Here is a 21,185-nt window from a genome sequence, read left to right as displayed (position 1 = left end):
GGGCCTCAAGTCCGTGAGCAAGGCTTTCGCGTGGACGAACGGCGCTGAAAGCGTCTTCGCTTAAGGCTTCGAGGGTGAGCACACGCCAGCCGTCGAACGCCTGGCGAGGATGTGCGCGGACGGCCAAATCGTGTGGTCCTGACGCCCGAAGCTGGCGTCAAGCCCGTGGAGGTGACTCATACCAACCGGTGCGAGGCGCCAAGGAATCCGCGCGGGCGACGGTGGCAATAGAGCTCGTCTCACCGGGGAGATCACGACATAAGCCGTTAAAACCATCCGTGCAGGGAAGGCCGGGTTGCTCCGGCTGCCCTGTGGTCCAAGCCGTGTGCGTCTTGCGCACGGACCGCGGGTGCCAGCCGGCACCCGGCCTTCCCTGCGCCCTCTGTTTCTGAAGAGGGTGAGAAAGTGAAACAAAACTCGGGCGCAAACGCGCCGCGAGAAGGCGGATTCATATCTACTATTTGAGATTCGGTGTTGTCGTTTGCCCGTCATTGCGCGCGAAGCGAAGCAATCCAGACTGTCTCCGCGGTGACAGTCTGGATTGCTTCGGAGCTTGCGCTCCTCGCAATGACGCTGTTGAAGCTGACGTGCGCCACATACTCAGTCGTAATGCCCGGGCTTGTCCCGGGCATCCACGTCTTCCTTCACGACGTCACGTGGATGGCCGGGACGAGCCCGGCCATGACGGGTGTCCAGAAGGCAGCCCGCCTCAAGCGCCGCCGTTGCGGCTACCCTTTCCGAGAAGGGTGGAGGGAATAAACCGAAGTTGTCGCAAATAGGTCATCAATACTGACCCTCTTTTGGCGTTGCGGCTGTGGGCCGTTCTCGTTAAGAAATGCCTCTCAGCCGCCACGGCAACGAACCGTCAATGGTTTTGGCCGAGGATTTCGCGGCTCACTAGGGTCTGGCAATGCTGATTCGCAGCCACATCGAGGGAATTTCGGGGGAGGCGGCTTGGGCTGTTCCTGCCGCGATTCCGGCTGCCTCGCTGTCCACCCTCCTTCTTGGCGGGCTTCTTCTTATCTGCCCCTGAGGGCCGGCTGGGCGGTATGCGCCTGGGCACTCAGGGGTAGTACGAGATCACCGGACCCCTCAGCGCTCAAGGCAAGACGAGCGCACCAGCCTAAAGGAATTTTTGAAATGGCCCCCGTGAACAAGTCCGAGAAGGACCGCGTCATCATTTTCGACACCACGCTGCGCGACGGCGAACAGTGCCCCGGCGCCACCATGAGCTTCGAGGAAAAGCTCGAGGTCGCCGAAATGCTCGACGACCTGGGCGTCGATGTCATCGAGGCCGGCTTTCCCATCGCCTCGGAAGGCGACTTCCAGGCGGTGAGCGAGATCGCCCGCCGCTCCAAGAACGCCGTCATCGCCGGCCTGTCGCGCGGGCAGCCGAACGACATCGACCGCTGCGCGGAGGCGGTGAAATTCGCAAAGCGCGGCCGAGTCCATACTTTCATCGCCACCTCGCCGCTGCACATGCGGGTAAAGCTCGGCATGTCGCCGGAGCAGGTGATCGAAGCCTCGATCGCCAGCGTCACCCGCGCGCGCAATCTGATCGACGACGTCGAATGGTCAGCCGAAGACGGCACCCGCAGCGAGATGGACTTCCTGTGCCGCATCGTCGAGACCGTCATCAAGGCCGGCGCCACCACGGTCAACATCCCCGATACCGTCGGCTATGCGGTGCCCGAGGAATATGCGCAATTCATACGGACGGTGATCGAGCGCGTGCCGAATTCCGACAAGGCCGTGTTCTCGGTCCACTGTCACAACGACCTCGGCATGGCGGTGGCGAATTCGCTGGCCGGCATCGGCGGCGGCGCGCGTCAGGTCGAATGCACCGTCAACGGTATCGGCGAGCGGGCGGGCAACGCCGCGCTCGAGGAAATCGTGATGGCGATCAATGTGCGCAAGGACAAGTACCCGTACTGGAACAAGATCGACACCACCATGTTGACGCGCGCGTCAAAGCTGGTTTCGGCGGCGACCTCGTTCCCGGTGCAGTACAACAAGGCGATCGTCGGCCGAAATGCGTTCGCGCATGAAAGCGGCATTCACCAGGACGGCATGCTGAAGGACGCTTCCACCTACGAGATCATGCGGCCCGAAATGGTCGGCCTGAAGCAGTCTTCGCTGGTGCTGGGCAAGCACTCCGGGCGGCATGCGTTCGTCCACAAGCTGGAGGAGATGGGTTACAAGCTCGGCGCCAACCAGGTCGAGGATGCCTTCGTGCGCATGAAGGCGCTCGCCGACCGCAAGAAGGAGATCTATGACGAGGACATCGAGGCGCTGCTCGATGAGGAGATCGCGGCCGCCTACGACCGCATCAAGCTGTCCTCGCTGACGGTGATCGCCGGCACCCATGGCCCGCAGCGCGCGACCATGAAGCTCGACATCGACGGCCAGACCAGGATCGAGGAGGCCGAGGGCAACGGTCCGGTGGATGCGGTGTTCAACTGCATCAAGGCCTTGGTGCCGCACCAGGCCAAGCTCGAACTGTACCAGGTCCACGCCGTCACGGAGGGCACCGACGCGCAGGCGGAGGTGTCGGTGCGGCTTTCCCAGGACGGCCGTTCGATGACGGCGCGCGCCGCCGATCCCGATACGCTGGTGGCTTCGGCGAAGGCCTATCTCGGCGCGCTCAACAAAATCGTCATGAAGAAGCAGCGCGACATGCCGACCCAGGCCGCGAGCTGATTTTACCGCCAATGCCCTTCACTCTCTCTCGCAAGGCGAGAGTGAGAGGGCGGGGGCGTCAAGCTCCCCCAAAGAGCAATAGCCATGGGGCCGACTTGGCTGTATTGCTGCACCAGTCGAAGACGCGCGGATCTGCCGGGCGCTTCGACGACACCTATGTGGGAGGCACTATGCGGAAGCTCGTATTTACAGCGGCATCCATTGCAGCCTTGGCCTTTGCCGGCCCGGCCGCCGCGGACGATCCGATCGTTATCAAGTTCAGCCACGTCGTCGCGGCCAACACGCCGAAGGGCCTTGGCGCCGAGAAGTTCAAGGAGCTGGCCGAGAAGTACACGGCCGGCAAGGTGAAGGTCGAGGTCTATCCCAACTCGACGCTCTACAAGGACAAGGAAGAGCTGGAGGCGCTGCAACTCGGCTCCGTGCAGATGCTGGCTCCGTCGGTCTCCAAATTCGGTCCGCTCGGCATCAAGGAATTCGAGGTATTCGACCTGCCCTACATTCTGCCGAACAGGAAGGCCCTGCGTAAGGTGACGGAGGGACCGCTTGGCGAAAAGCTGCTCAAGATGCTCGAACCCAAGGGCCTCGTCGGTCTTGCCTACTGGGACAACGGCTTCAAGCAGATGAGCGCCAACAAGAAGCTCGTCACGCCGGACGACTACAAGGGCGTCAAATTCCGCATCCAGTCATCGAAGGTGCTGCAGGCCCAATTTCGCGCGCTGAGCGCGCTGCCGCAGGTGATGGCGTTCTCGGAAGTGTACCAGGCGCTGCAAACGGGTGTGGTCGACGGGCAGGAGAATACCTGGTCGAACATCTACACCCAGAAGATGCACGAGGTTCAGAAGTACATGACCCAGACCAACCATGGCTACATCGGCTATGCGGTCATCGTGAACAAGAAGTTCTGGGACGGTCTGCCGGCCGACATTCGCGGCCAGCTCTCGAAGGCGATGAAGGAGGCGACCGATTTCAGCAACGCGCAGTCGCAGAAGGAGAACGATGACGCGCTCGCCGAGATCAAGAAGAGCGGCAAGACCGAGATCATCACGCTGACGGCGGAGCAGGACGCCGCGATGCGCAAGGTCATGGAGCCGGTGTACCAGGAGATGGCCTCTCGCGTCGGCCAGGCCGTGCTCGACGAGTTCCAGAAGGAAACGAAGGCTGCGGGCAACTAGGCTCGACGTGAACAGTCGAACGAACAGTCGAACGTGACGAGAGGGCCTCCGTACCGCGGTACGGAGGCCCTCTGTATTTGAATCGTAGTTGTGATTGTCGCGACATTACATCTTGGTAACACATCGCACTCTGTCCAAACTGTAAGTTGAATGCGCCTTGAGGCGAGCCCATCTTCAACAAACCTTTCACGAGGAGGTCCCCATGAAGAAGTTCGCCATCGCCGCCATTGCCGTGCTCAGCATCGCCGGCTCGACCGCGGTTTACGCGCAGTATCACCGCCCGTGGTCTTCAGAGCACATGCGGCACATGCGCATGAATCCGGAGGATCGGGCCGCCTTCGTCGATGCGAAGATCGCTGCCGTTCATGCCGGGCTGAAGCTCAACGCGGATCAGGAAAAACTGTGGCCGCCGGTCGAGGCAGCCGTGCGCGAGTTCGCCAAGCTGAGGATCGACCGCGCCCATGCGCGCATGAACGCCCAGCGCGGCACTGACCAGGACCAGAAGCTGGACGATCCGGTCGCGCGGCTGCGCCAGCGCGCCGACGACATGGCGGCGACCTCCGCGGCGCTCAAGAAGATCGCCGATGCCGCCGATCCGCTCTACAAGACGCTGGACGACGGCCAGAAGCGGCGCCTTGCCGTCCTGACCCGCCATCGGGGTCCGTTCGGGGCCGAAGGTCCACACGGGCCCCGGTCCTGGAGGGAGCATGGCATGGACCGGCACCACCACGGCGACCGCTCTTTCGATCGGGACGGCGGGTCCGACAGGGACGGGGCGGGCCGCCTCTGAAGGCGCCGCCTACCTTTGACGAGGGCAACCGAAGCCGCTGGAATCCAGCGGCTTTTTGCCTTGGCGGGTGGCGCGGCTAACGTTGGAAAACTGCGGCCGGTTCGCTTGCCTTCGCCGGACTGCTTTGCTAAACGACCCCCCTCGCAGGCCCGTTCCGGCCCGTCGGGCGCATAGCTCAGTTGGTAGAGCAGCTGACTCTTAATCAGCGGGTCCCAGGTTCGAGCCCTGGTGCGCCCACCAAACAAAAATTCATCTTTTTCAACAACTTACGGAAGTCGTCGTCGAGAACAAAACGGGTCTCGTGCGACGTTTTTTGTGGTCGTACGTCGCACGCCGTGCGACGAGTTGACGACGCCCCGTTCGACCCGGTGAGCGATCAGCCTTTCATCCCTTCCTTGCGTACCTGCAATTCGAGCCGGTCGATGCCGGCATCGGCGCGATCGGCATTGCGGGCGCGGTAATGCTTCACGATCGTCTGCGCACTCCGGTACGAGTGCCCGGTGATGTCGCAGATCGTCAACAGGTCGCAGCCTGCGCGATCGAGCAGCATGACGCACGTATCCCGCAGGTCCTGGTCGTGTTTCTGGTCGAGTTCGCCGGCGCCATTGACGAACATCAGCGACGGGCACGGCTTCAGGCGCCATGCCGCCTCATTTCCATTGCTGTCGCGGGCCGCCTGCACATCCAGCCATTCCGCCAGCACACGCGCGCGCTGATCGATCGCGCGGGCGCGCCTTGCTTTGTTCTCTTCATCGAGCGGGAAAGGTGAAAATTGCGTGTCGACGTTCCTGATCAGTTCGGAGGTCAGTCGCTCCGCGCGGACGATCGCCTTGCGCACGTTATCCCGCGCGAGAAAGCCGAACACGGCGATAGCGCGCGCAGTCGACACCCAATGCCGATAGGTGCTCTCGTCATAAGGCTCGCCATTGTCCTCGTTGACGACAAGTTCAGGCGGCACCTTCTCAAGTTGAAGCCGCAATTTGAGCGCCTTCACCCGCGTGCGCGCCGCATTGAGCCGTGTAGTGAGTTGTGGTGCCTCCTTGATATCGACGAGTTCGCCAGTCTTGCTCTGCCGGAATGCGTGCCGTCCCTCCACGTCGCTTTCGTTACGCATGATCAGGCGATCTGTCTGGCGTTGACCAGTGAACAGTGCGAGATAGAAACTGTCGCCGACAGAACAGCGTTCGATTGCATCGGCTGCGGCAACCCAGGCAGAGAATTCCGGCATCGAGACCAGCACGATGCGGCCGTCCGGATGATCGAACTCCATCCCCTCTCGCGGGTTGGGTCCGAGGCGCCACAAGACGCTCTCCTGGCCCCAGGTAAATGCGGCTGATAGCGTCGCTATCATCGCAAGCGCCATATGATGACCGCGTACCGATTTCGCGTAGTTGTAGAATGCTCGGAGTTCCGGCTTCCCGATCGACGATGGTGTGGCGGTCGCGATCGCCTCAAGTTCGCGCGCGGGCTCGGCCACGCCGAGCAGTCTGGCGGCGCGGACCTCGGCACGCATCTTCGCAGCGGCTTCACGCGTCTGCGGCCGATAGAGGACGGCGGAGATACACTTGCGGTAGGATGATTGCGAGGCGGTCGACAATGCCTTGAACTCGGCCGACTTGCTCCAGTCGTCCAGAAGATCCTCAATCGAGGTACGCCTCCGGGCAGTAATCTTTTTCGGCAATTTGCCTGCGCGGCGCGCCGCCTCAATTTCCGATCTTCGTTTGTCGGAAAAATCGGATGCCTCCTGAAGATTGAACCATGCGCCGACCGGGCGGCCCTTTTCATCGTTGGGCGGATGGCGAAGGTCGGCGTCGACAAAGCCGAGCGCCCTGGCGTAAGCGCCATGAGACGAGCGCGGACGACCGTTACGCCACTTCACATAGGGAAATTTCGGATCGGCCATAGAAAGCCTCGGTGCCGAAGTAAGTGAAGGCACCTATTGGAATCTAGCACGATCCGGAATGTCAAGCGTCATGATGCCCATAGGCCGTTCTCAGCCGCTCGCGATGTTCTTCATCGCTTGCTGCCGAGGGTGGCGCGAATGTGTCATTAGCGATGGTCTTCGGGCGCATAGGATGATGCCGAGTCAGCCAGGTGTCGAAGCCACTACGTTCCCATTTAAGCGGCCCCCGTTCGCTGATCGGCGCTGGCAAGCCGTCGCGCTCGTGCCGGATTTGGCGCGTGCGATAGAAAGTGTCCAGTGAGATGCCTATGGCCATCGCAACCTCGGTCGAAGAATAGGGCGGCAATATCCTCTGCGGACTATTCGGCAGGCGCAAATGCATAAGTCCGCAACGTCGCGTCACTCTTCTCTCCATTGACCAATGTCGATGGAAGATGGGAGCAGACAAGAACGAAGGGGAAAAGCGCACGGACCATTCGTAGGGAATTCGGCTAATTTGGAGTGCAAATACGATGCAAGCGGCGCTGTCACGTCGAGCATTCGCGCGCCCCTTATGCGAACCTACATCCAGATCGTTATGAGCGGCAGAATATTGACGGCCTTCGTTGATTTTGCTGCGTTTTCGTACTGGCTCGATAGCATCCGTTGGATAACGTTTTTTCTGGTGCGAAACTGGTGCGGTACTTAGAAAACCAGGATCAAGCACCAGATGGTCGCCTATGGACCTGCTGACTCTTAATCAGCGGGTCCCAGGTTCGAGCCCTGGTGCGCCCACCATATTTATCAAGATCTTAGCGAGAAAGACCGTTTGAGAGAGCCGAACTAAAACGGTTTTTCAAACGGTGAATTTTCGAGTTCGCCAAACCGTCCACTCTCAACAATGTGATCGGCGCCGGGGCAGCAGAAGACAAGGGCGACTGTTCAAAGGCGTCCGACACAGCCGGCGTTCCTTCATGTCAGTTCAATATCGTCAGCGACGTGCAGGCGCGCGTCCTTCTCCAGGTAGCCGCTACCGATATCGGCGTGCACTCCCAGAAACCATACCTGTTCGAAGTGCAGGCTGCGGTGTTCGTCCCGCCTGTCTTGCTTCTCCTGTATCGGGTGACCAGCCCACCCGCTTGAAGTCGGCGCGGTTCTCATCAACTGAAATCGCGTGCTTGGCGCAGCCTACATCGGGATCAGCGTTTTGACCGTCAGGTCTTCTGCGTTCGTCCACGTTCAAGCGGCGGGACCCAACCGGTACCCGAAAACGGCGACTGTCCAAAAGACCACTTGTCCCTGTCCCGCGGTCCCACAGGTTAGGAAGTGGCACTCTGGGACAGATCAAGGTCTAGAAATTGCCGCCGGCGCTTCGCGCCAATCCTTACCCATCCAAGGGCGGCAAACGCACTAAACGGTCGCCTTCAAGAGCAGGGCGGCTGCGAGGACGCAGAACGCTGCGACCATGAAGCAACACGCCCCGAGCGGCCCTCGAACTGGATCTTTGGGAGCTTCAGGCTCAGTCTAACCATGCTGGGTGATCTCCGCGCCACCTCTCGGGCGCCTGAGGGTCCCGTCGATGTCGCCGGGCGACCACCAATCATGGGGATATTCCTGCAAGGCGCACGAAAAAAGCGGCGAGCGCTCCGTACCCCTAAAGGGCAGGCGGCGGCCGCATGTCGAATGAGGGCTTCCGGTGATCAGACCGTTGCTGCAGGAGCATTGTTGCTTCTAATCGACATGAGCGGCGAGCGCTGAACCTGCCGTGGCCGCTAAGAGGCTGTGCTGGTCATTGCTGGAACGGCCAGCACACATGGTGAGCCCGCTTCACCCCAATGGTTGACGGCCCTATGCCGGGATACATGGCGCGCCTCGCCAGCGGCCGCGTTGGGAGCTCGTGAGCGAAGTCCCTGTGTTTAAGCACCGTGAACCCTGCTTTTATTGAGACTTTCCCACCTCTCGGAATTGACCCGCAACCCAAGGTTATGCAAATGCAGCAAGCTGCACTTAACCACGAAACCGTCAGCTAACCCGTGACAGTACTCCAAGAAATACTCGCGTGGTCGTATGACCGCCCGACTTGGCAGCGCGATGCTCTACGTCGCCTTGTGCTAAATGGCGAACTCTCGGAAGACGATATTGGGGCGTTGACTGACATCTGCAAAAGCGCCTACGGACTTGCAGAACAGCAAGCTGTCGCTCCGCTGACCAGCGACGATGTACCGGCAGAGGCAGCGGGCAACGCTCCCGTTTCCCTGCTGTCCATATTTCATCACCGTGGGGTGAACGCGCTCGCAGAGGATCAGACTCTCAAGTTCGGGCCCAATCTCACCGTCGTCTACGGCGACAATGCCGCTGGAAAGTCCGGGTATATCCGCATACTCAAGAGCGCATGCCGAGCACGAGGCCAAGAGCAGATTCTCGGAAACGTCACTTCCGGAACAACGCCGCTCTCGCCCGTGGTATCAATCAAGTATGGGGTTGGAGCCGAAGAGCAGCCGCGCGAATGGACGGGCGAAGGCGATGACAGCTCCATTTCTCGCGTGAGCGTGTTCGACACCCAATGCGCCGCCGTCTACTTGACCGAAAAGACAGATGTGGCATTTCGCCCATTCGGACTGGATCTGTTCGACAAGCTGGTCAAGGCATGCAAGTCCGTGCGAGCGAAACTTGAGGCCGAACGGAACGCCTTGAGTGCCGATGCCCTGAGCACCATACAAGTAGAAATTCCTCACGGGACGGCTGCCGCGAAATTTCTCGCGGGGATTAGCTCGCTTACAAGGCCGGAGACGGTTCGAGCGATGGCGAGCCTGTCGTCGGAAGAAAGCGCTCGGCTCGCAGAACTAGAGAAGTCGTTAGGCGATCTCCAGGCCAATGATCCCGTTAAACTGGCCCAGCAACTGGACTTGCGCGCAGGACGTGTCGAAGCGTTCGCGCGCCAGCTCAAGAACATCGAAGCGACACTATCCGCAGGAGCTATTGCCGAGGTCTTCACCGTGCGAGCTGAAGGCTATCGAAGAGCCGGAAAAGCCAAACGCCTTTGCGAAGGGGCCTTCCCAGCGAACATGCTGCCCGGCACTGGCGCAGAAACTTGGACAGCTCTCTGGGAGGCGGCACGTCAGTTCTCTCAAGAGAGCGCCTATCCCGCCCAAACATTCCCCGTCGTTGATGATGGTGCCGTTTGTGTGTTGTGCCAGCAGGATCTAGACCATGCGGCTGGCCACAGGCTTAAGCAATTCGAGGCGTTCGTCGCTTCGACGACGGAAAAAGAGCTTCGGGAGCTGAGGGAGTCTCTTTCTCAGCTCAAAAAGACTTTTATTGACGTTCCCATTGTCACTCCTGCCGCTGAAGATTTGCTCAATGAAATCCGTATCGAGCACGCGCCGCTTGCAGATTCGATAGCAGCCGCGTTGTTGACGAATGAAGAACGTCGAAACGCGGTGGTTTCAGCTTTGGCCGAGAACCGGGATCTTGTCGCCGATTGCCCAGAGTTGGTAAGCATTGCTCACGAGGCCGATGCGCTCGCCGCACAGCTTAGGTCGCGGATCAAAACGCTTAGGGACAGTGCAACGAGCCAAATGCGCGATGCCATGTTCTCCGAAGTGTTGGAGCTGCGCGCTAGAGGTCTGCTTGCACGGCACCAGCAGGCGATCCTCGACGATATTGAACGGAGAAAGAAATATGCTGCCTATGGCCTCTGCCTCGACGAGACCAAGACGCAAACGATCACGCAAAAGAGCACTGCTGTTACCAAGACCGCTGTTTCACTGAAGCTCAAGCAGAGGTTCAAGGACGAACTAGCGCAGCTCGGCTTTCGCCATGTCGAGGTTGAACTTCGCGAAGCAGGAGGATCGGACGGCGTCCTCTATCACAAGCTGGCACTGACTCGCGCGCCCGGCGTCGAACTGCCAAAGGTCGTAAGTGAGGGTGAGCAGCGGTGTCTTTCGATTGCAGCATTTTTTGCCGAACTCAGCACCGCCGATGATCCTTCCGGGATCGTGTTTGACGATCCGGTCTCATCGCTGGATTACAAATACCGCGAGGCAGTAGCACGGCGACTGGTAGTGGAGTCAGAGGCGCGACAAGTCATTGTCTTCACTCATGATGTCGTTTTCCTATTGTTTCTCAAGCAATATGCCGCTGAACTCAATATCGATCAGCTCGATCAGCATATTCGGCAACTCTCCAAGGGAGCTGGAGTCTGCGAAGAGGAGCTGCCGTGGGTCGCCTTGCCCGTAAAAAAGAAAATCGGACATCTCAAGAACGCGCGCCAAGCTGCAGATAAACTTTTTCGTGATGGCCATCAGGATGCCTACGAAAAAGATGCAAAGCATCTCTACGGCCTGCTGCGCGAAGCATGGGAACGTGCGCTTGAAGAAGTTCTTTTGAATGGAATTGTTGAACGGTACCGCCCGAGTGTTCAAACGCAACGGCTTGCCATGATTTCCGACGTTACGGACGAGGATTGCCAAGCGCTTGATGCCGCGATGACCAAATGTTCGAGGTGGCTTCCGGGCCATGATCAAGCGGCTGCGGCACGCGCGCCCGTGCCTGAGCCGAACGAACTGAAGGACGATATTGACGCGCTGGAGAACTGGGTTGCGGCGATTCAGAAGCGGCGGCGGTGACTTCGCGCACACCAACAGAGGGCTTCAATGGCGAAGGCGAAATACAGCATCGGTGGCGATGCATTCACGACGAAGGCAGGGATTACAGAGCGCTGCCGCAAGATTCGCGACGCAACGCCTGATGGCGCCTTGGTTGCGGCGGCTCCGGATGTTGCCTTTCTGCTTGATCTGTTCGGCACATGGCATGACGAGTGGGATGACAAAACTGCTGGCGGCTTTGTCGGCTTCACCACCATGACGGTGCGTGCGAATGGAAGGGTGACGCGCTGCTTCGCTATTCAGTCGGCGGACGATGACCAAATCGATATTTCATTCCCGCATGCCATCCGACGGATCGAAACCGCCCGGACGGCAACCCTGATACCGCAGGCTTTGCGTGATTTCCGCAATGCTGCTCGGATTGAGGTCGCACGGCAAACGATGAACTACAGAGCAACGGCACTTTCAGTCGGAACACCGTGCTCCGTAACGGGCCTCCAGCTCACGGCAAGTAATTGCGCGGTGGATCATCATGGTCGGAGCTTCGACGAGCTTCTGTTCGCGTTTTGCCAACTGCGCAGCATAAATCCTCTGAAGGTCCAAGTCGGCTCTGTGCAGGGCGTGCAAGCGCGGTTCGTTGACCGGGTATTAGCTCAACATTGGCAGAGTTACCACCAACAACATGCCCAACTAAGGCTCATTGAGAAGACTGCGAACCTGAAGATTCCCAAAGTACGAAGATCTTGGGATACACTAACGACCTGACGTTTCCGGACACAGCGCTTGTTTCCAATGGCCGAAGGCGATCCCATCCGCGTCATTCCCCCACCGTGGCGTAGACGACGACTGCGGAAGCCTTGAAGTGTGGTTCGCGGACGGGCGGAAATCGGTCAGGTTCTACTGGGACAACCTTGTCTCACGCCGATTGAACCCGAGCACCCTGACGCGACAAGAGGCCATCGAGAAGGCCACGGCGCTGGCGAAGGCCGAGATGGACAAGCTGGACAATCCAGAGTGAGCCGACACGGGCGATGCATGTACCCGCTACGGCAAACGATCGAGACATGCGAACGTTTCCAAAACCTGCCAGCGAACACCACGTGAACCGTTGTCACACCCTAGTGGGTCGGGTGTGACCGCGAAGCCAAAAGTAGGATGTTTTCAAACGCGATGCTGCCGAATGGTGGAGCCCGGCAAGACTCGAACCTGCAACCAGACCGTTATGAGCGGTACGATGTGCCCTAAGCTATTGACTGATTTGCATATTTTGCGCCTGTTTGACCCCGTCTTGCACGTTTTTTGTGCTCAACCTGTGCCCCAGCTGAAAGTGAAGCAAACCCTATAACTGAAGGGGTTTTCTACGCTGCACGACGTCCCAAACGAGACCGGGTGACCTTACGTTTCTTCGTGATCATCTCCGCCGCGTCGCGCATGTAATCCGGGTAGTGGTGGCCATAGTTTTTGATCAGCGTCTTCTCCGAAATACAAAGGAATCCGGACGCCTGCCACAGCTCGACTCCCTTCTGCATCAGCCAGGTAGCAGCCTTGTGGCGAGGGTGTGAGGCGCCACGCTGCCCTCGGACAGATCGAAGCTTCGCCAGCGCTACGGCGCTCGCCATCCCGGTCTTTACGCTCGACACCGCCTTGACGTGCCGCTCGACGAAGTGGCTCGCTGATGAGCCAGTCCCGCGTCATGTCGCGGGTAGAGGTCGCGACGTCGAGCCTGGTCGGGTTCGTTGACTCGATCTTCGCCAACTGGACGGTCCTGCCGATCTCCGGCATGCGATTTCCCCGTGATCGTTATCGTGGGGCTAGCAAATCCGATGGATTCAGTGGCAGCATCACATCTTGGCCGGCAAGATCAACTCGACCAAATGGAAAGCGCGAAACGATGTCCAAGTTGCACGTTACCCAGACTGAGGGATATCTGAAGTCCAAATTGGACGGCCGGATCGACATGAGTGACTACGCTCATCATTCCGATCCGCAGCAGGTCAAAAAGGCGTTTCTCACGCGAGCGCTTGCCGCACTGGCTGTCTCGCAAATGACTGAAGAGCCCATTGAAGAACTGGCGAAGTCAGTAACGGACGGCGCGCAGGATGGTGGTATTGATCTGGTCTATTTCGGTCCGAGCGACCGAACTCTGTATCTGGTCCAGACAAAATGGCATGAGGACGGACACGGGTCCATTGAACTCGGAGAGGTTCTGAAGTTCATCGACGGCGTGAAGAAAGTTCTCGACGATGACATCGCGTCGCTAAATTCACGAATACAGGCTAAGCGGCCGGACATTGAGAGTGCGCTGTTCGATGCAAATGCAAATTTTGTGCTCGTCATAGCTCATACCGGCCAAGAGGACTTGAGTGCCGAGGTCCAAGCTGCGCTCGACAGTTACGTGACCTCTCAAAATGACACGTCGGACCTCATGTTCGTACGTGTGCTGAAACAGGGCGATCTGCATAAAGCCGTTGCCGCTGGGTTGGCGGGAGCCCCGGTCTCGGCTGAAGTTCAGCTGTATGGATGGGGGCAAGTAAAAGAACCGCATTTCGGTGTGTATGGCCAGGTATGCGCCGCTGACGTCGCCAGTTGGATGAAAGCTAACGGTAGCCGATTGTTTGACAAGAACCTACGGCAGTTCTTGGGGACGAGCCAAGTCAATCAGGACATTGTTGACACGCTGTTGAAGCGCCCAGAGGATTTCTGGTACTTTAACAACGGCATCACAGTTGTTGCATCCGGGGTGGCGAAGAAGCCAATAGGCGGTAACTCGACCGAATCGGGCATCTTTGAATGTACCGGTTTCTGTGTCGTGAATGGCGCGCAAACGGTAGGTTCGATTTTTGCGGCAGCGACACAAAACCCCGACTCCGTTCAGAAAGCGATGGTTCCGGTACGAATAATCTCCAGTGAAAAGAGTCCGTCGGCCTTTGCGTCCGAGGTTACTAGGTTTACCAACACGCAGAATGCGATTGAAAAGCGTGATTTCGTTGCTCTAGATCCCGAGCAAGAGAGAATTCGACAAGAACTCCACATCGAGGGAGTCGAGTATGCATACAAGTCAGGAGCCTCGAGCGGGTCTGCTGCAAAGAGGTTTGACCTTACCGAGGCAACAGTGGCGTTGGCATGCTCCAACTCCGACGTATCGCTAGCCGTCCAGGCGAAGCGGGAGATTGGTAAGCTCTGGGAAGATTTGTCAAAAACACCCTACAAGCAGCTCTTCAACGGTGGGGTCAGTGGGCCGTACGTTTGGCAGGCAGTACAGGCACTTCGGGCCGTTGATCAGGCATTGAGTTCAGAATCGAAGAAGTACACGGGGCGTGACGGCCTTATCTGCGTTCATGGAAATCGCTTCATAGAATGGGCCGTCCTAAGCGCTTTAGGTCTGGAGTCGGGCAAGACGTTCACCTCGGTGGAGGGCCAGATCCCAAGTCTGGTCCATACCACCATTGCGAAGCTGCTCACGGCCGTAAAGCTCGGTTATGCGGACTCCTATCCGGCTAGCCTTTTCAAGAATTTGGGTAAGTGCAAGGTTCTTTCGAGCAAGATGTAGTGGATCAATGCCTCGCAATCAGCGCTGCACACGCAGTTAACTCAAGCCGACTGCACGTGGAGCCGCGGCGACGGCAGGCCTGTCGCTCGCAGCCAGCACGCTGGTGCGTTGAACGAATGTCCATTTGCTCTGTGGCTGCACGCGCCAACGCCGCGTCTCATGCGGGCGCGCCGGCAGCATCGAGTTGTTACCTCTTCTATCGTGAGGCTCGTAACCGTCGGCGGTCGCAGCATCTGCCAGATGAGCACATATACCTGTGCCCCAACCTGCGCCCCCATTTTTTTGACGTTTTGCTAAGCCATTGAATTGCTGGTGGGCCCGGCAGGACTCGAACCTGCAACCAGACCGTTATGAGCGGCAGAGTATCGGTCAGTTTCGTTGATTTTACTCAGATTTCGTTCGATTTCGATTTCGTTCGTTGTGCTTTGCGAAGGTCGTTTCTGGAGCGAAACTGGTGCGGTTAGTGGAGCTCGAGCATCAAGCCCCTTGGTCATTGCCAGCTTGGCGGGGAGGGGACAGGGGGTAGATAAGAGTTAATGCCGGAAGCCTCCGGGTCCCGGCAGGGGCGAGCATCCTTCCGTAGAAGTCTAGGTTGTGGTAAGTTCGAGTCGGCTCTCGGCAGGAGCCTGCCGCCCGTCATAGCGAAGCCGTTGAGGCGCTGTCACAATCAATCGTTCCCGTCATGTCGTGTCGGGCTCGAGAGGTGGTTGACGGGCGACGCTTCGCTAAGGGCCGGGAGACCTGACGTGTCGAACGATCACATTCGTCCGTCCTCGATTGAGGGCATCAAGCAGCTCGCCAAGCGATTTAAGAAGTCCGATCACATTCGGTATGCCATCGCCTTAGACATGGCATCAAAGGCGGCTGGCTTCGAAAACTACAAGCATGCGCTCCGCAAGCTTGGAGATGGCTTCGCAGCCCCTGGCCCATTAGCCGTGCTGTACGTCTCTGTTCTTTGGCGAGATCGTGCAACAAAGGCGATGGGTTGCGAGCTTTTGAGGATGCAGCTCGTGAAGCCTCTCGACGCGTTGCTGAGGCCGACGCAGTACAAGGCATCGCGGGGGCTGGCTACGATGCGACGCGAGGGTCCCGATCATCTTGCAGACACATACACTGCGTCGTCGCAGCAGGCGGCCCGCGAGGCTGCGTGCGAGGCGGCGAGAACTATCCAGTTTATCGAGGCCACGCGACTCGTCCCGTCAAACGCGAAGCGATCCTTCCCGCGAGGACAATTCCAGTATCGGATGCCGGGTTCCGACCACGACGCTGCATGGTTTGATCCAGCAGCGAAGACCTTCATCCGCACCACTGAGCCTTACACCCGTGGCGGTGTTACTCCGGAGCAGGAGGAGTGGGCGGCCCGACATGGTTGGGCGGTCGCGGTTTCGCGCTGGAAGGGTATGTATCGCCCCGACGGCGGAACGTCGCTCTTTCTTCTGGCTGATGTATCCAAGGGATATTCGCTGGAGCCGATCGTCTCGCGATTGACGGAGGTACCGGCCCCCATCGTCGCGTCTGCCTGGAATGGAGAGTCGATGCCGACTGTGCCCGCGTTTGTCAGCCCGGGTCGGATGGCGGAGATCGAGGCAAAGGCGCGCGAGGTCAAGACAGTTGGCGAGCGGCGCGGCGCCGACAACTCGGTCAAATATAGTATGTTTCTTTCGGGTGCGCGGCGCCGGCCGAAGACCCGCATGCCGCTTGAGGGGCACAGATTGGTTGGGCGGCTGCTGAAGTCGACCCTGATTGGGACGAGAGCACGCGCAGGCGTTCACCAACGCGTCGATGCAATCCGCTGCGAGCTCGATAACTGGGTCCAGTGTGAATATAAGCGCAACGAGCTTTCGAATGACGTGTTTTTCGACCTCTACTATCACGAACTTCCCGAGAGTGATCCGCTAGCCGCGGCACCCCCAAGCTGGGATCGGCATATTGTAAGCCTTGAGGAGATCAAGGCGACACTCGTCCGGTACTATCCCGAATGCTCACCGCTGCGCCAATTGCTGAAGAAAGCCGATTTGGCGATCGCATCTCTTCGCGCTTGGAATGTCGCTCCCATAAATACGCCGAAGGGCTGAGAGTTCAGACATCATCGGAAGATCGGAAGTGTGGGGATCTGCTCTTTCAATGCTTCCGTCTTTCTCTGCAGTGCAGAGAGCCCCGGCCCCCGATGGGGGGTCGGATTTGCGCAACGAGAGTGAAGTGGCAGCCCAAGCTGAAGGGACAGATCGGCGATTTCACCACCGCGACCAGCATCCTCACGGGCCCGCCGACCGCGTGCTTTGGCTGCGTCATCCGTGGTCCGAAACCCCCACTGACGCAGGCAACATCTTCTGCTATCTTATGTTACGGGCAGGGGGAATCACAACTTGGATACGGCGGAAATTAGCGACGAGGCGGCGGAGCCGCCCGTAAAGGTCAAGTCTGTCGCCGGAGTTATTCTTGGCGAGTTCTTCGACGCCTTGGCAAAAGAAGAAGGTTTCGCGGAAATTGCACCGCGACTGCGCAAGGTCGTGCTCGAAGAAGGCATTTTCGCCGAGCCATCAATTCGCACCGCTCTCTTCCCGGATGTTTCATGATCCGGATCGACAAGATAAATATCAAGGAATTTCGTGGCATTCGCGAGCTGACCCTCGAACTCAAGGGCCAGAATTTCGCTGCCTGCGGGCCGAACGGCACCGGCAAGAGTGGCATCGTCGATGCGATCGAATTCGCCCTGACCGGCAATATCTCCCGCCTCGCCGGCGCTGGCACAGGCGGTCTTTCGGTCAAAGCGCACGGCCCGCACGTCGATAGCCGTACCAAGCCTGAGGCGGCCTCGGTGACACTCGATGTGATCATCCCTTCGCTCGGCAACAAGAAGGCTCAGATCCGCCGAACGGTAAAATCTGCGGGTGCGCCAGAGATCAAGCCGGCAGACAAAGATGTCATCGCCGCATTTGAAAACGTCAACCTGCACCCCGAATTCGCACTGTCACGCCGCGAGTTGATCCGCTACGTCCTCTCGGAGCCCGGCCAGCGGTCGAAAGAGGTCCAATCGCTGCTGCGCCTCAACGATATCGAGAAGCTGCGCGGTGTCCTGCAGAAGATCGCTAACGCCTGCACCAAGGATCTTTCGGGCCTTGAGCGAGCGGAAAAGGACGCGATAACCAACCTGCTGGCCGCGCTCAGAACAGCGCAACTCACGAAGAAATCCATCCTTGAAGCCATCAACCCACGCCGTGAGCTACTGGGGCTCGCGCCGCTGACCGATCTCGAGGCCGACACGTCGGTAAAGGACGGTCTGATCGCCGCTGCTGCGGCTGTGCCCGGCCGCGTGCCGAAGATACAGGCATCCGCCGATCTTGCGACTTTGCGGCAGGCGCTCCTTGCGTTTCAAGCCGATGCCTTCAAACAAGCATGTTCGACCGCCAATGCAAACGCTGTCGAACTCGGGAAGGATGCCGACAGCCTCGACGGCCTGTCGCGTGAGGCACTCCTAAAGTCGGCGCTTGAGCTGTACGACGGAGCGGCTTGTCCGGTCTGCGACACACCGTTCCAGCCTGATGTCTTCTCCGACCATCTTACGGGAAAGCTCGCCCACCTTGACGACGTGAGCAAGCGTCGTGCCGCACTCGAGGCGGAGTTGAAACCGATCCTCGACTGCCTCCATGCCGCCGGTACTGCGCTGAACATTATGATCGAGCACGCCGGCATATTCTCCCCGAAGATCGACGCCACGGCTTTGACCGACTTCAGGTCCGTTCTCCGTGACCGATACCAGCAACTTCAGAAGCTGCTCCCGCTCGAGGACACGCGTGCGGTTCTCGACAGCGCGCATGTCGTCTCCGACCTGGAGCCGGCACTGGCCGCGCTCGACGCGGCGATCGCCGCGATTCCGGAGCCGACCAAGCAGGACGCCGCGCGCGATTTTCTCGTTCTGGCGCAGGAGCGGCTCGAACACTATCGCGGCGCTCGCTCGAAACTCGCGGCCGCCAAGCTCCGTGCCGATCGCGCCACCAAGGTGTTTGCCCTCTACGGGAAGGTCACGACTGCCGCGCTCGAAAAAATCTACAAGGACGTCGAGACTGCTTTCGCGACTTACTATCGGAAGATCAACGAGGAAGATGAGAAGACCTTCACGGCGAAGCTCATGCCCTCGATCGGCAAGCTCGGTTTCGATGTAGATTTTTACGGCCGCGGGCATTTTCCGCCAGGCGCCTACCATAGTGAGGGCCATCAAGACGGCATGGGCCTCTGCCTGTACCTCGCTTTGATGAACCATCTGCTCGGCGAAAATTTCACCTTCGCGGTCCTCGACGACGTCCTGATGTCGGTCGATGCCGGCCACCGGCGTCAAGTGTGCGCCCTGTTAAAGGAGAAGTTCCCGAACACGCAGTTCATCTTCACGACGCACGATGAGATCTGGCTGCGGCACATGAAGTCGGAGGGCCTGATCAAGGGGCGCAACTTCGCGCACTTCCGCACATGGACCGTCGACTTCGGCCCGACGGAATGGGATGACCGAGACGTCTGGACCGAGGTGGAGGACTATCTCGCCAAGAACGACGTGCGAAGCGCGGCTGCGCTTCTTCGCCACTACCTCGAACATTTCGCCAAGGAGGCTTGCGATCGCCTGCGCGCTCATGTGGAGTTTCGCGGCGACGCTCAGTTCATGCTCGGCGACCTTCTTCCCAATGCCACCAGCACGTTGGGCGAGCTCCTGAAGAAGGCAAAGGTTGCGGCAAACTCCTGGAACCAAAAGGATGTCGTCGAGCGGATCAATGCGATCGAAACCACGTTCGCCGAAGCCAAGACCAAGACGGGCTATGAGAACTGGCAGATCAATACGGCCGTCCATTTCAACGACTGGGCCGACCTCAAGAAAGGGGATTTCGCGCCCCTGGTATCGTCGTTCCGGGCATTCACGGGCGCTTTTGCTTGCCAGACCTGCAACGAGATGTATTTCGTTTCTCCCGAGCGCGGCAAGAAGGAGGCGCTACGGTGCGGGTGCGGAGCCCTGAACCTCAATCTCCTCCAGAAGGGCGCCTAGTCGGCAGCAGCTTTCGCAGGGAAAAGGGCACTCACCTCCGCGCGAGAGCGTGACTTGGTGCGACGCGTGCTCGCCTTGCATCAGGATGGCTTTCGCCAGATCATCCTCAACGTGGCAGCGACCGAAGCTGGCGTTCGGTATCCGCTTCGGCGACCCGGCTCGGGCCAGATATGATCTTCAGCGGATACTGGCCGGCGGGACGGGCGGTTTCGATCGACAGGTTTCCGCCGCGTTTGGCGACCAAAGCCTGCAAGCGTTCGAACTCACCGCACCAGATCGTTTCGATGTCCCGGTCGCGGAGGGGATCGCGAGCTTCTGCCGGATCTCCGATCCCGACTGCCCTGACCTGAAGAAGGTCGGATTGCGCGCTGCCCGAAAGTTCGACCCCGTAGCCAGGGTTGGCCGCCTTCCGCAGGACGATCCGTCCGTCTTTGACCCACGCGGTAGCCATTCCCTCGGAGACCTCATAGCCCAGGCTCGCGAGTCCTTCGAGCACTGCCGCTCGGCGCGCTTCCGCGGCGATGGCGCGGACCTCCGCCTCGATCAGCGCATCAGCACGCTTGATGAGCTCTGCCGCTGTGCCGGTCTCCCCAGCAAGCGTCCGCTCGATTTCGGCCGACAGGGCGACCGCGTCCGGTGAACTCATCTGCGAGAGCTCAGCCTGCCGCTCGCGCAGCTCCGCCGCGATCCGCTGGCGCTCGCGAGCCGTCTTCACAGTTGACGTCAGGTCCAGGAGCAAGCTGTCAGCGACCAGCGCCTGCCGCGTTGGAGCTTCCGCTTCCAAAGCGGTGATGCGAGCCGAGAACGAGCTCGGATCGACGCCCAGACCCTTCAACTCGCCGAGAAGTTTGTCGACCTTCAACAGGACTGGATCGCCGCCGTCCTGAGCGTGTTGCGACATCCAGTCATCGAGTGTCATGCGGCGTTCGCCGGCGCCCAAGCGCTGGGCGAGCTCGCGCTGCCGGTCTGTAACGCCCTGCGATGGGCCGGTAGGCTGTAGTAGCTGGATTGCTTTCGAGACCGCTGCATCGAGCTGGTCACGTGAGGCCGATTTCAGCTCTACCTGAAGCTCGTTGGGAACCCGTATCCCGGACGCTTGCAACCTTGCGATCACCGCTTGTGCCGCTGCTTTGGCGCGTCGCAGGTCCTGCCGCGATCGGGCCGCGGCTTGCGCTGCTCTCTCGGCACGACGTTCGATATCGCTGTTCAAATATGAGATCTCGGCGGCGACCCGCTTTTGCAAGTCGACGAAACGATCGGCGTCAAGCAGGCGGCGAAGCTCGTCCCTGTGAGCCATCACCTTGTCGATATCTTGCTGTTCGATGGTTCCGTTTCGCCTGCAGGCCAAAGACCAATTCTCGATTGTGGCCTCCAGTCGCGCGAGATCTCGCCGGCAGATCGCGATGACTTCCGCGCGGGTAACTATTCTGAATGCTTTTGGGCCACTCATTAAAA

At 59.3% G+C, this 21,185-nt stretch carries 14 protein-coding genes and 1 tRNA gene; 11 read left to right on the top strand and 4 right to left on the bottom strand.

What is annotated here, in order from left to right:
* Positions 1–1,140 precede the first annotated feature (1,140 nt).
* The 4 genes from HY852_RS19000 to HY852_RS18985 all read left to right on the top strand — a co-directional run bounded on the left by HY852_RS19000 (position 1,141) and on the right by HY852_RS18985 (position 4,902).
* Positions 1,141–2,700 (top strand): 2-isopropylmalate synthase, encoded by a 1,560-nt coding sequence (locus HY852_RS19000; RefSeq protein WP_291606334.1) that lies wholly within the window; start codon positions 1,141–1,143, stop codon positions 2,698–2,700.
* Positions 2,701–2,870: 170 nt separating this feature from the next.
* Positions 2,871–3,872, top strand: a complete 1,002-nt coding sequence (locus tag HY852_RS18995; protein WP_291606332.1) for a TRAP transporter substrate-binding protein — start codon at positions 2,871–2,873, stop codon at positions 3,870–3,872.
* A gap of 202 nt (positions 3,873–4,074) precedes the next feature.
* Positions 4,075–4,662 (top strand): Spy/CpxP family protein refolding chaperone, encoded by a 588-nt coding sequence (locus HY852_RS18990; RefSeq protein WP_291606331.1) that lies wholly within the window; start codon positions 4,075–4,077, stop codon positions 4,660–4,662.
* Positions 4,663–4,826: 164 nt separating this feature from the next.
* Positions 4,827–4,902: transfer RNA gene (locus HY852_RS18985), tRNA-Lys, on the top strand.
* A 136-nt stretch (positions 4,903–5,038) separates the two neighbouring features.
* Here the strand turns inward: HY852_RS18985 and HY852_RS18980 are convergent.
* The 3 genes from HY852_RS18980 to HY852_RS27965 all read right to left on the bottom strand — a co-directional run bounded on the left by HY852_RS18980 (position 5,039) and on the right by HY852_RS27965 (position 7,705).
* Positions 5,039–6,565, bottom strand: a complete 1,527-nt coding sequence (locus HY852_RS18980; RefSeq protein ID WP_291606329.1) for a hypothetical protein — start codon at positions 6,563–6,565, stop codon at positions 5,039–5,041.
* Positions 6,566–6,626: 61 nt separating this feature from the next.
* Positions 6,627–7,271 carry a hypothetical protein gene (locus HY852_RS18975; protein WP_291606328.1) on the bottom strand — a complete coding sequence of 215 codons (645 nt, stop codon included), beginning with the start codon at positions 7,269–7,271 and terminating at the stop codon, positions 6,627–6,629.
* A 245-nt stretch (positions 7,272–7,516) separates the two neighbouring features.
* On the bottom strand, positions 7,517–7,705 hold the full coding sequence (locus tag HY852_RS27965) for a DUF2235 domain-containing protein (protein WP_367116374.1): 189 nt from the start codon (positions 7,703–7,705) through the stop codon (positions 7,517–7,519).
* 986 nt (positions 7,706–8,691) lie between these two features.
* Here HY852_RS27965 and HY852_RS18970 point away from each other — a divergent pair.
* From HY852_RS18970 to HY852_RS18940, 7 genes are all read left to right on the top strand, one after another.
* A complete protein-coding gene (locus HY852_RS18970; RefSeq protein WP_291606327.1) occupies positions 8,692–11,172 on the top strand; it encodes an AAA family ATPase in 2,481 nt (826 codons plus the stop codon).
* 27 nt (positions 11,173–11,199) lie between these two features.
* Positions 11,200–11,916, top strand: coding sequence for a DUF3223 domain-containing protein (locus HY852_RS18965; RefSeq protein WP_291606326.1), 717 nt, complete (start codon positions 11,200–11,202; stop codon positions 11,914–11,916).
* Between the two features lie 97 nt (positions 11,917–12,013).
* Entirely contained in the window at positions 12,014–12,169 is a 156-nt protein-coding gene (locus tag HY852_RS18960) for a hypothetical protein (protein ID WP_291606325.1), read from the top strand.
* 657 nt (positions 12,170–12,826) lie between these two features.
* Positions 12,827–14,701: an AIPR family protein gene (locus HY852_RS18955; protein WP_291606324.1), complete on the top strand. Its 1,875-nt coding sequence runs from the start codon at positions 12,827–12,829 to the stop codon at positions 14,699–14,701.
* Between the two features lie 746 nt (positions 14,702–15,447).
* On the top strand, positions 15,448–16,776 hold the full coding sequence (locus HY852_RS18950; RefSeq protein ID WP_291606323.1) for a DUF5623 domain-containing protein: 1,329 nt from the start codon (positions 15,448–15,450) through the stop codon (positions 16,774–16,776).
* Positions 16,777–17,067: 291 nt separating this feature from the next.
* Positions 17,068–17,277 carry a hypothetical protein gene (locus HY852_RS18945; protein WP_291606322.1) on the top strand — a complete coding sequence of 70 codons (210 nt, stop codon included), beginning with the start codon at positions 17,068–17,070 and terminating at the stop codon, positions 17,275–17,277.
* Positions 17,274–19,730 (top strand): AAA family ATPase, encoded by a 2,457-nt coding sequence (locus HY852_RS18940; protein WP_291606321.1) that lies wholly within the window; start codon positions 17,274–17,276, stop codon positions 19,728–19,730. The genes HY852_RS18945 and HY852_RS18940 overlap by 4 nt, the downstream gene beginning before the upstream one ends.
* A 106-nt stretch (positions 19,731–19,836) precedes the next feature.
* Here HY852_RS18940 and HY852_RS18935 read toward each other — a convergent pair whose 3' ends face one another.
* Entirely contained in the window at positions 19,837–21,180 is a 1,344-nt protein-coding gene (locus tag HY852_RS18935) for a hypothetical protein (RefSeq protein ID WP_291606320.1), read from the bottom strand.
* Positions 21,181–21,185 lie beyond the last annotated feature (5 nt).

Origin of the sequence: Bradyrhizobium sp., from assembly GCF_016213215.1 — a bacterium.
Taxonomy (GTDB): domain Bacteria; phylum Pseudomonadota; class Alphaproteobacteria; order Rhizobiales; family Xanthobacteraceae; genus Bradyrhizobium.
The sequence above is the reverse complement of the archived record's forward strand: the minus strand, read 5'-3'. Positions and strand labels throughout refer to the sequence as shown.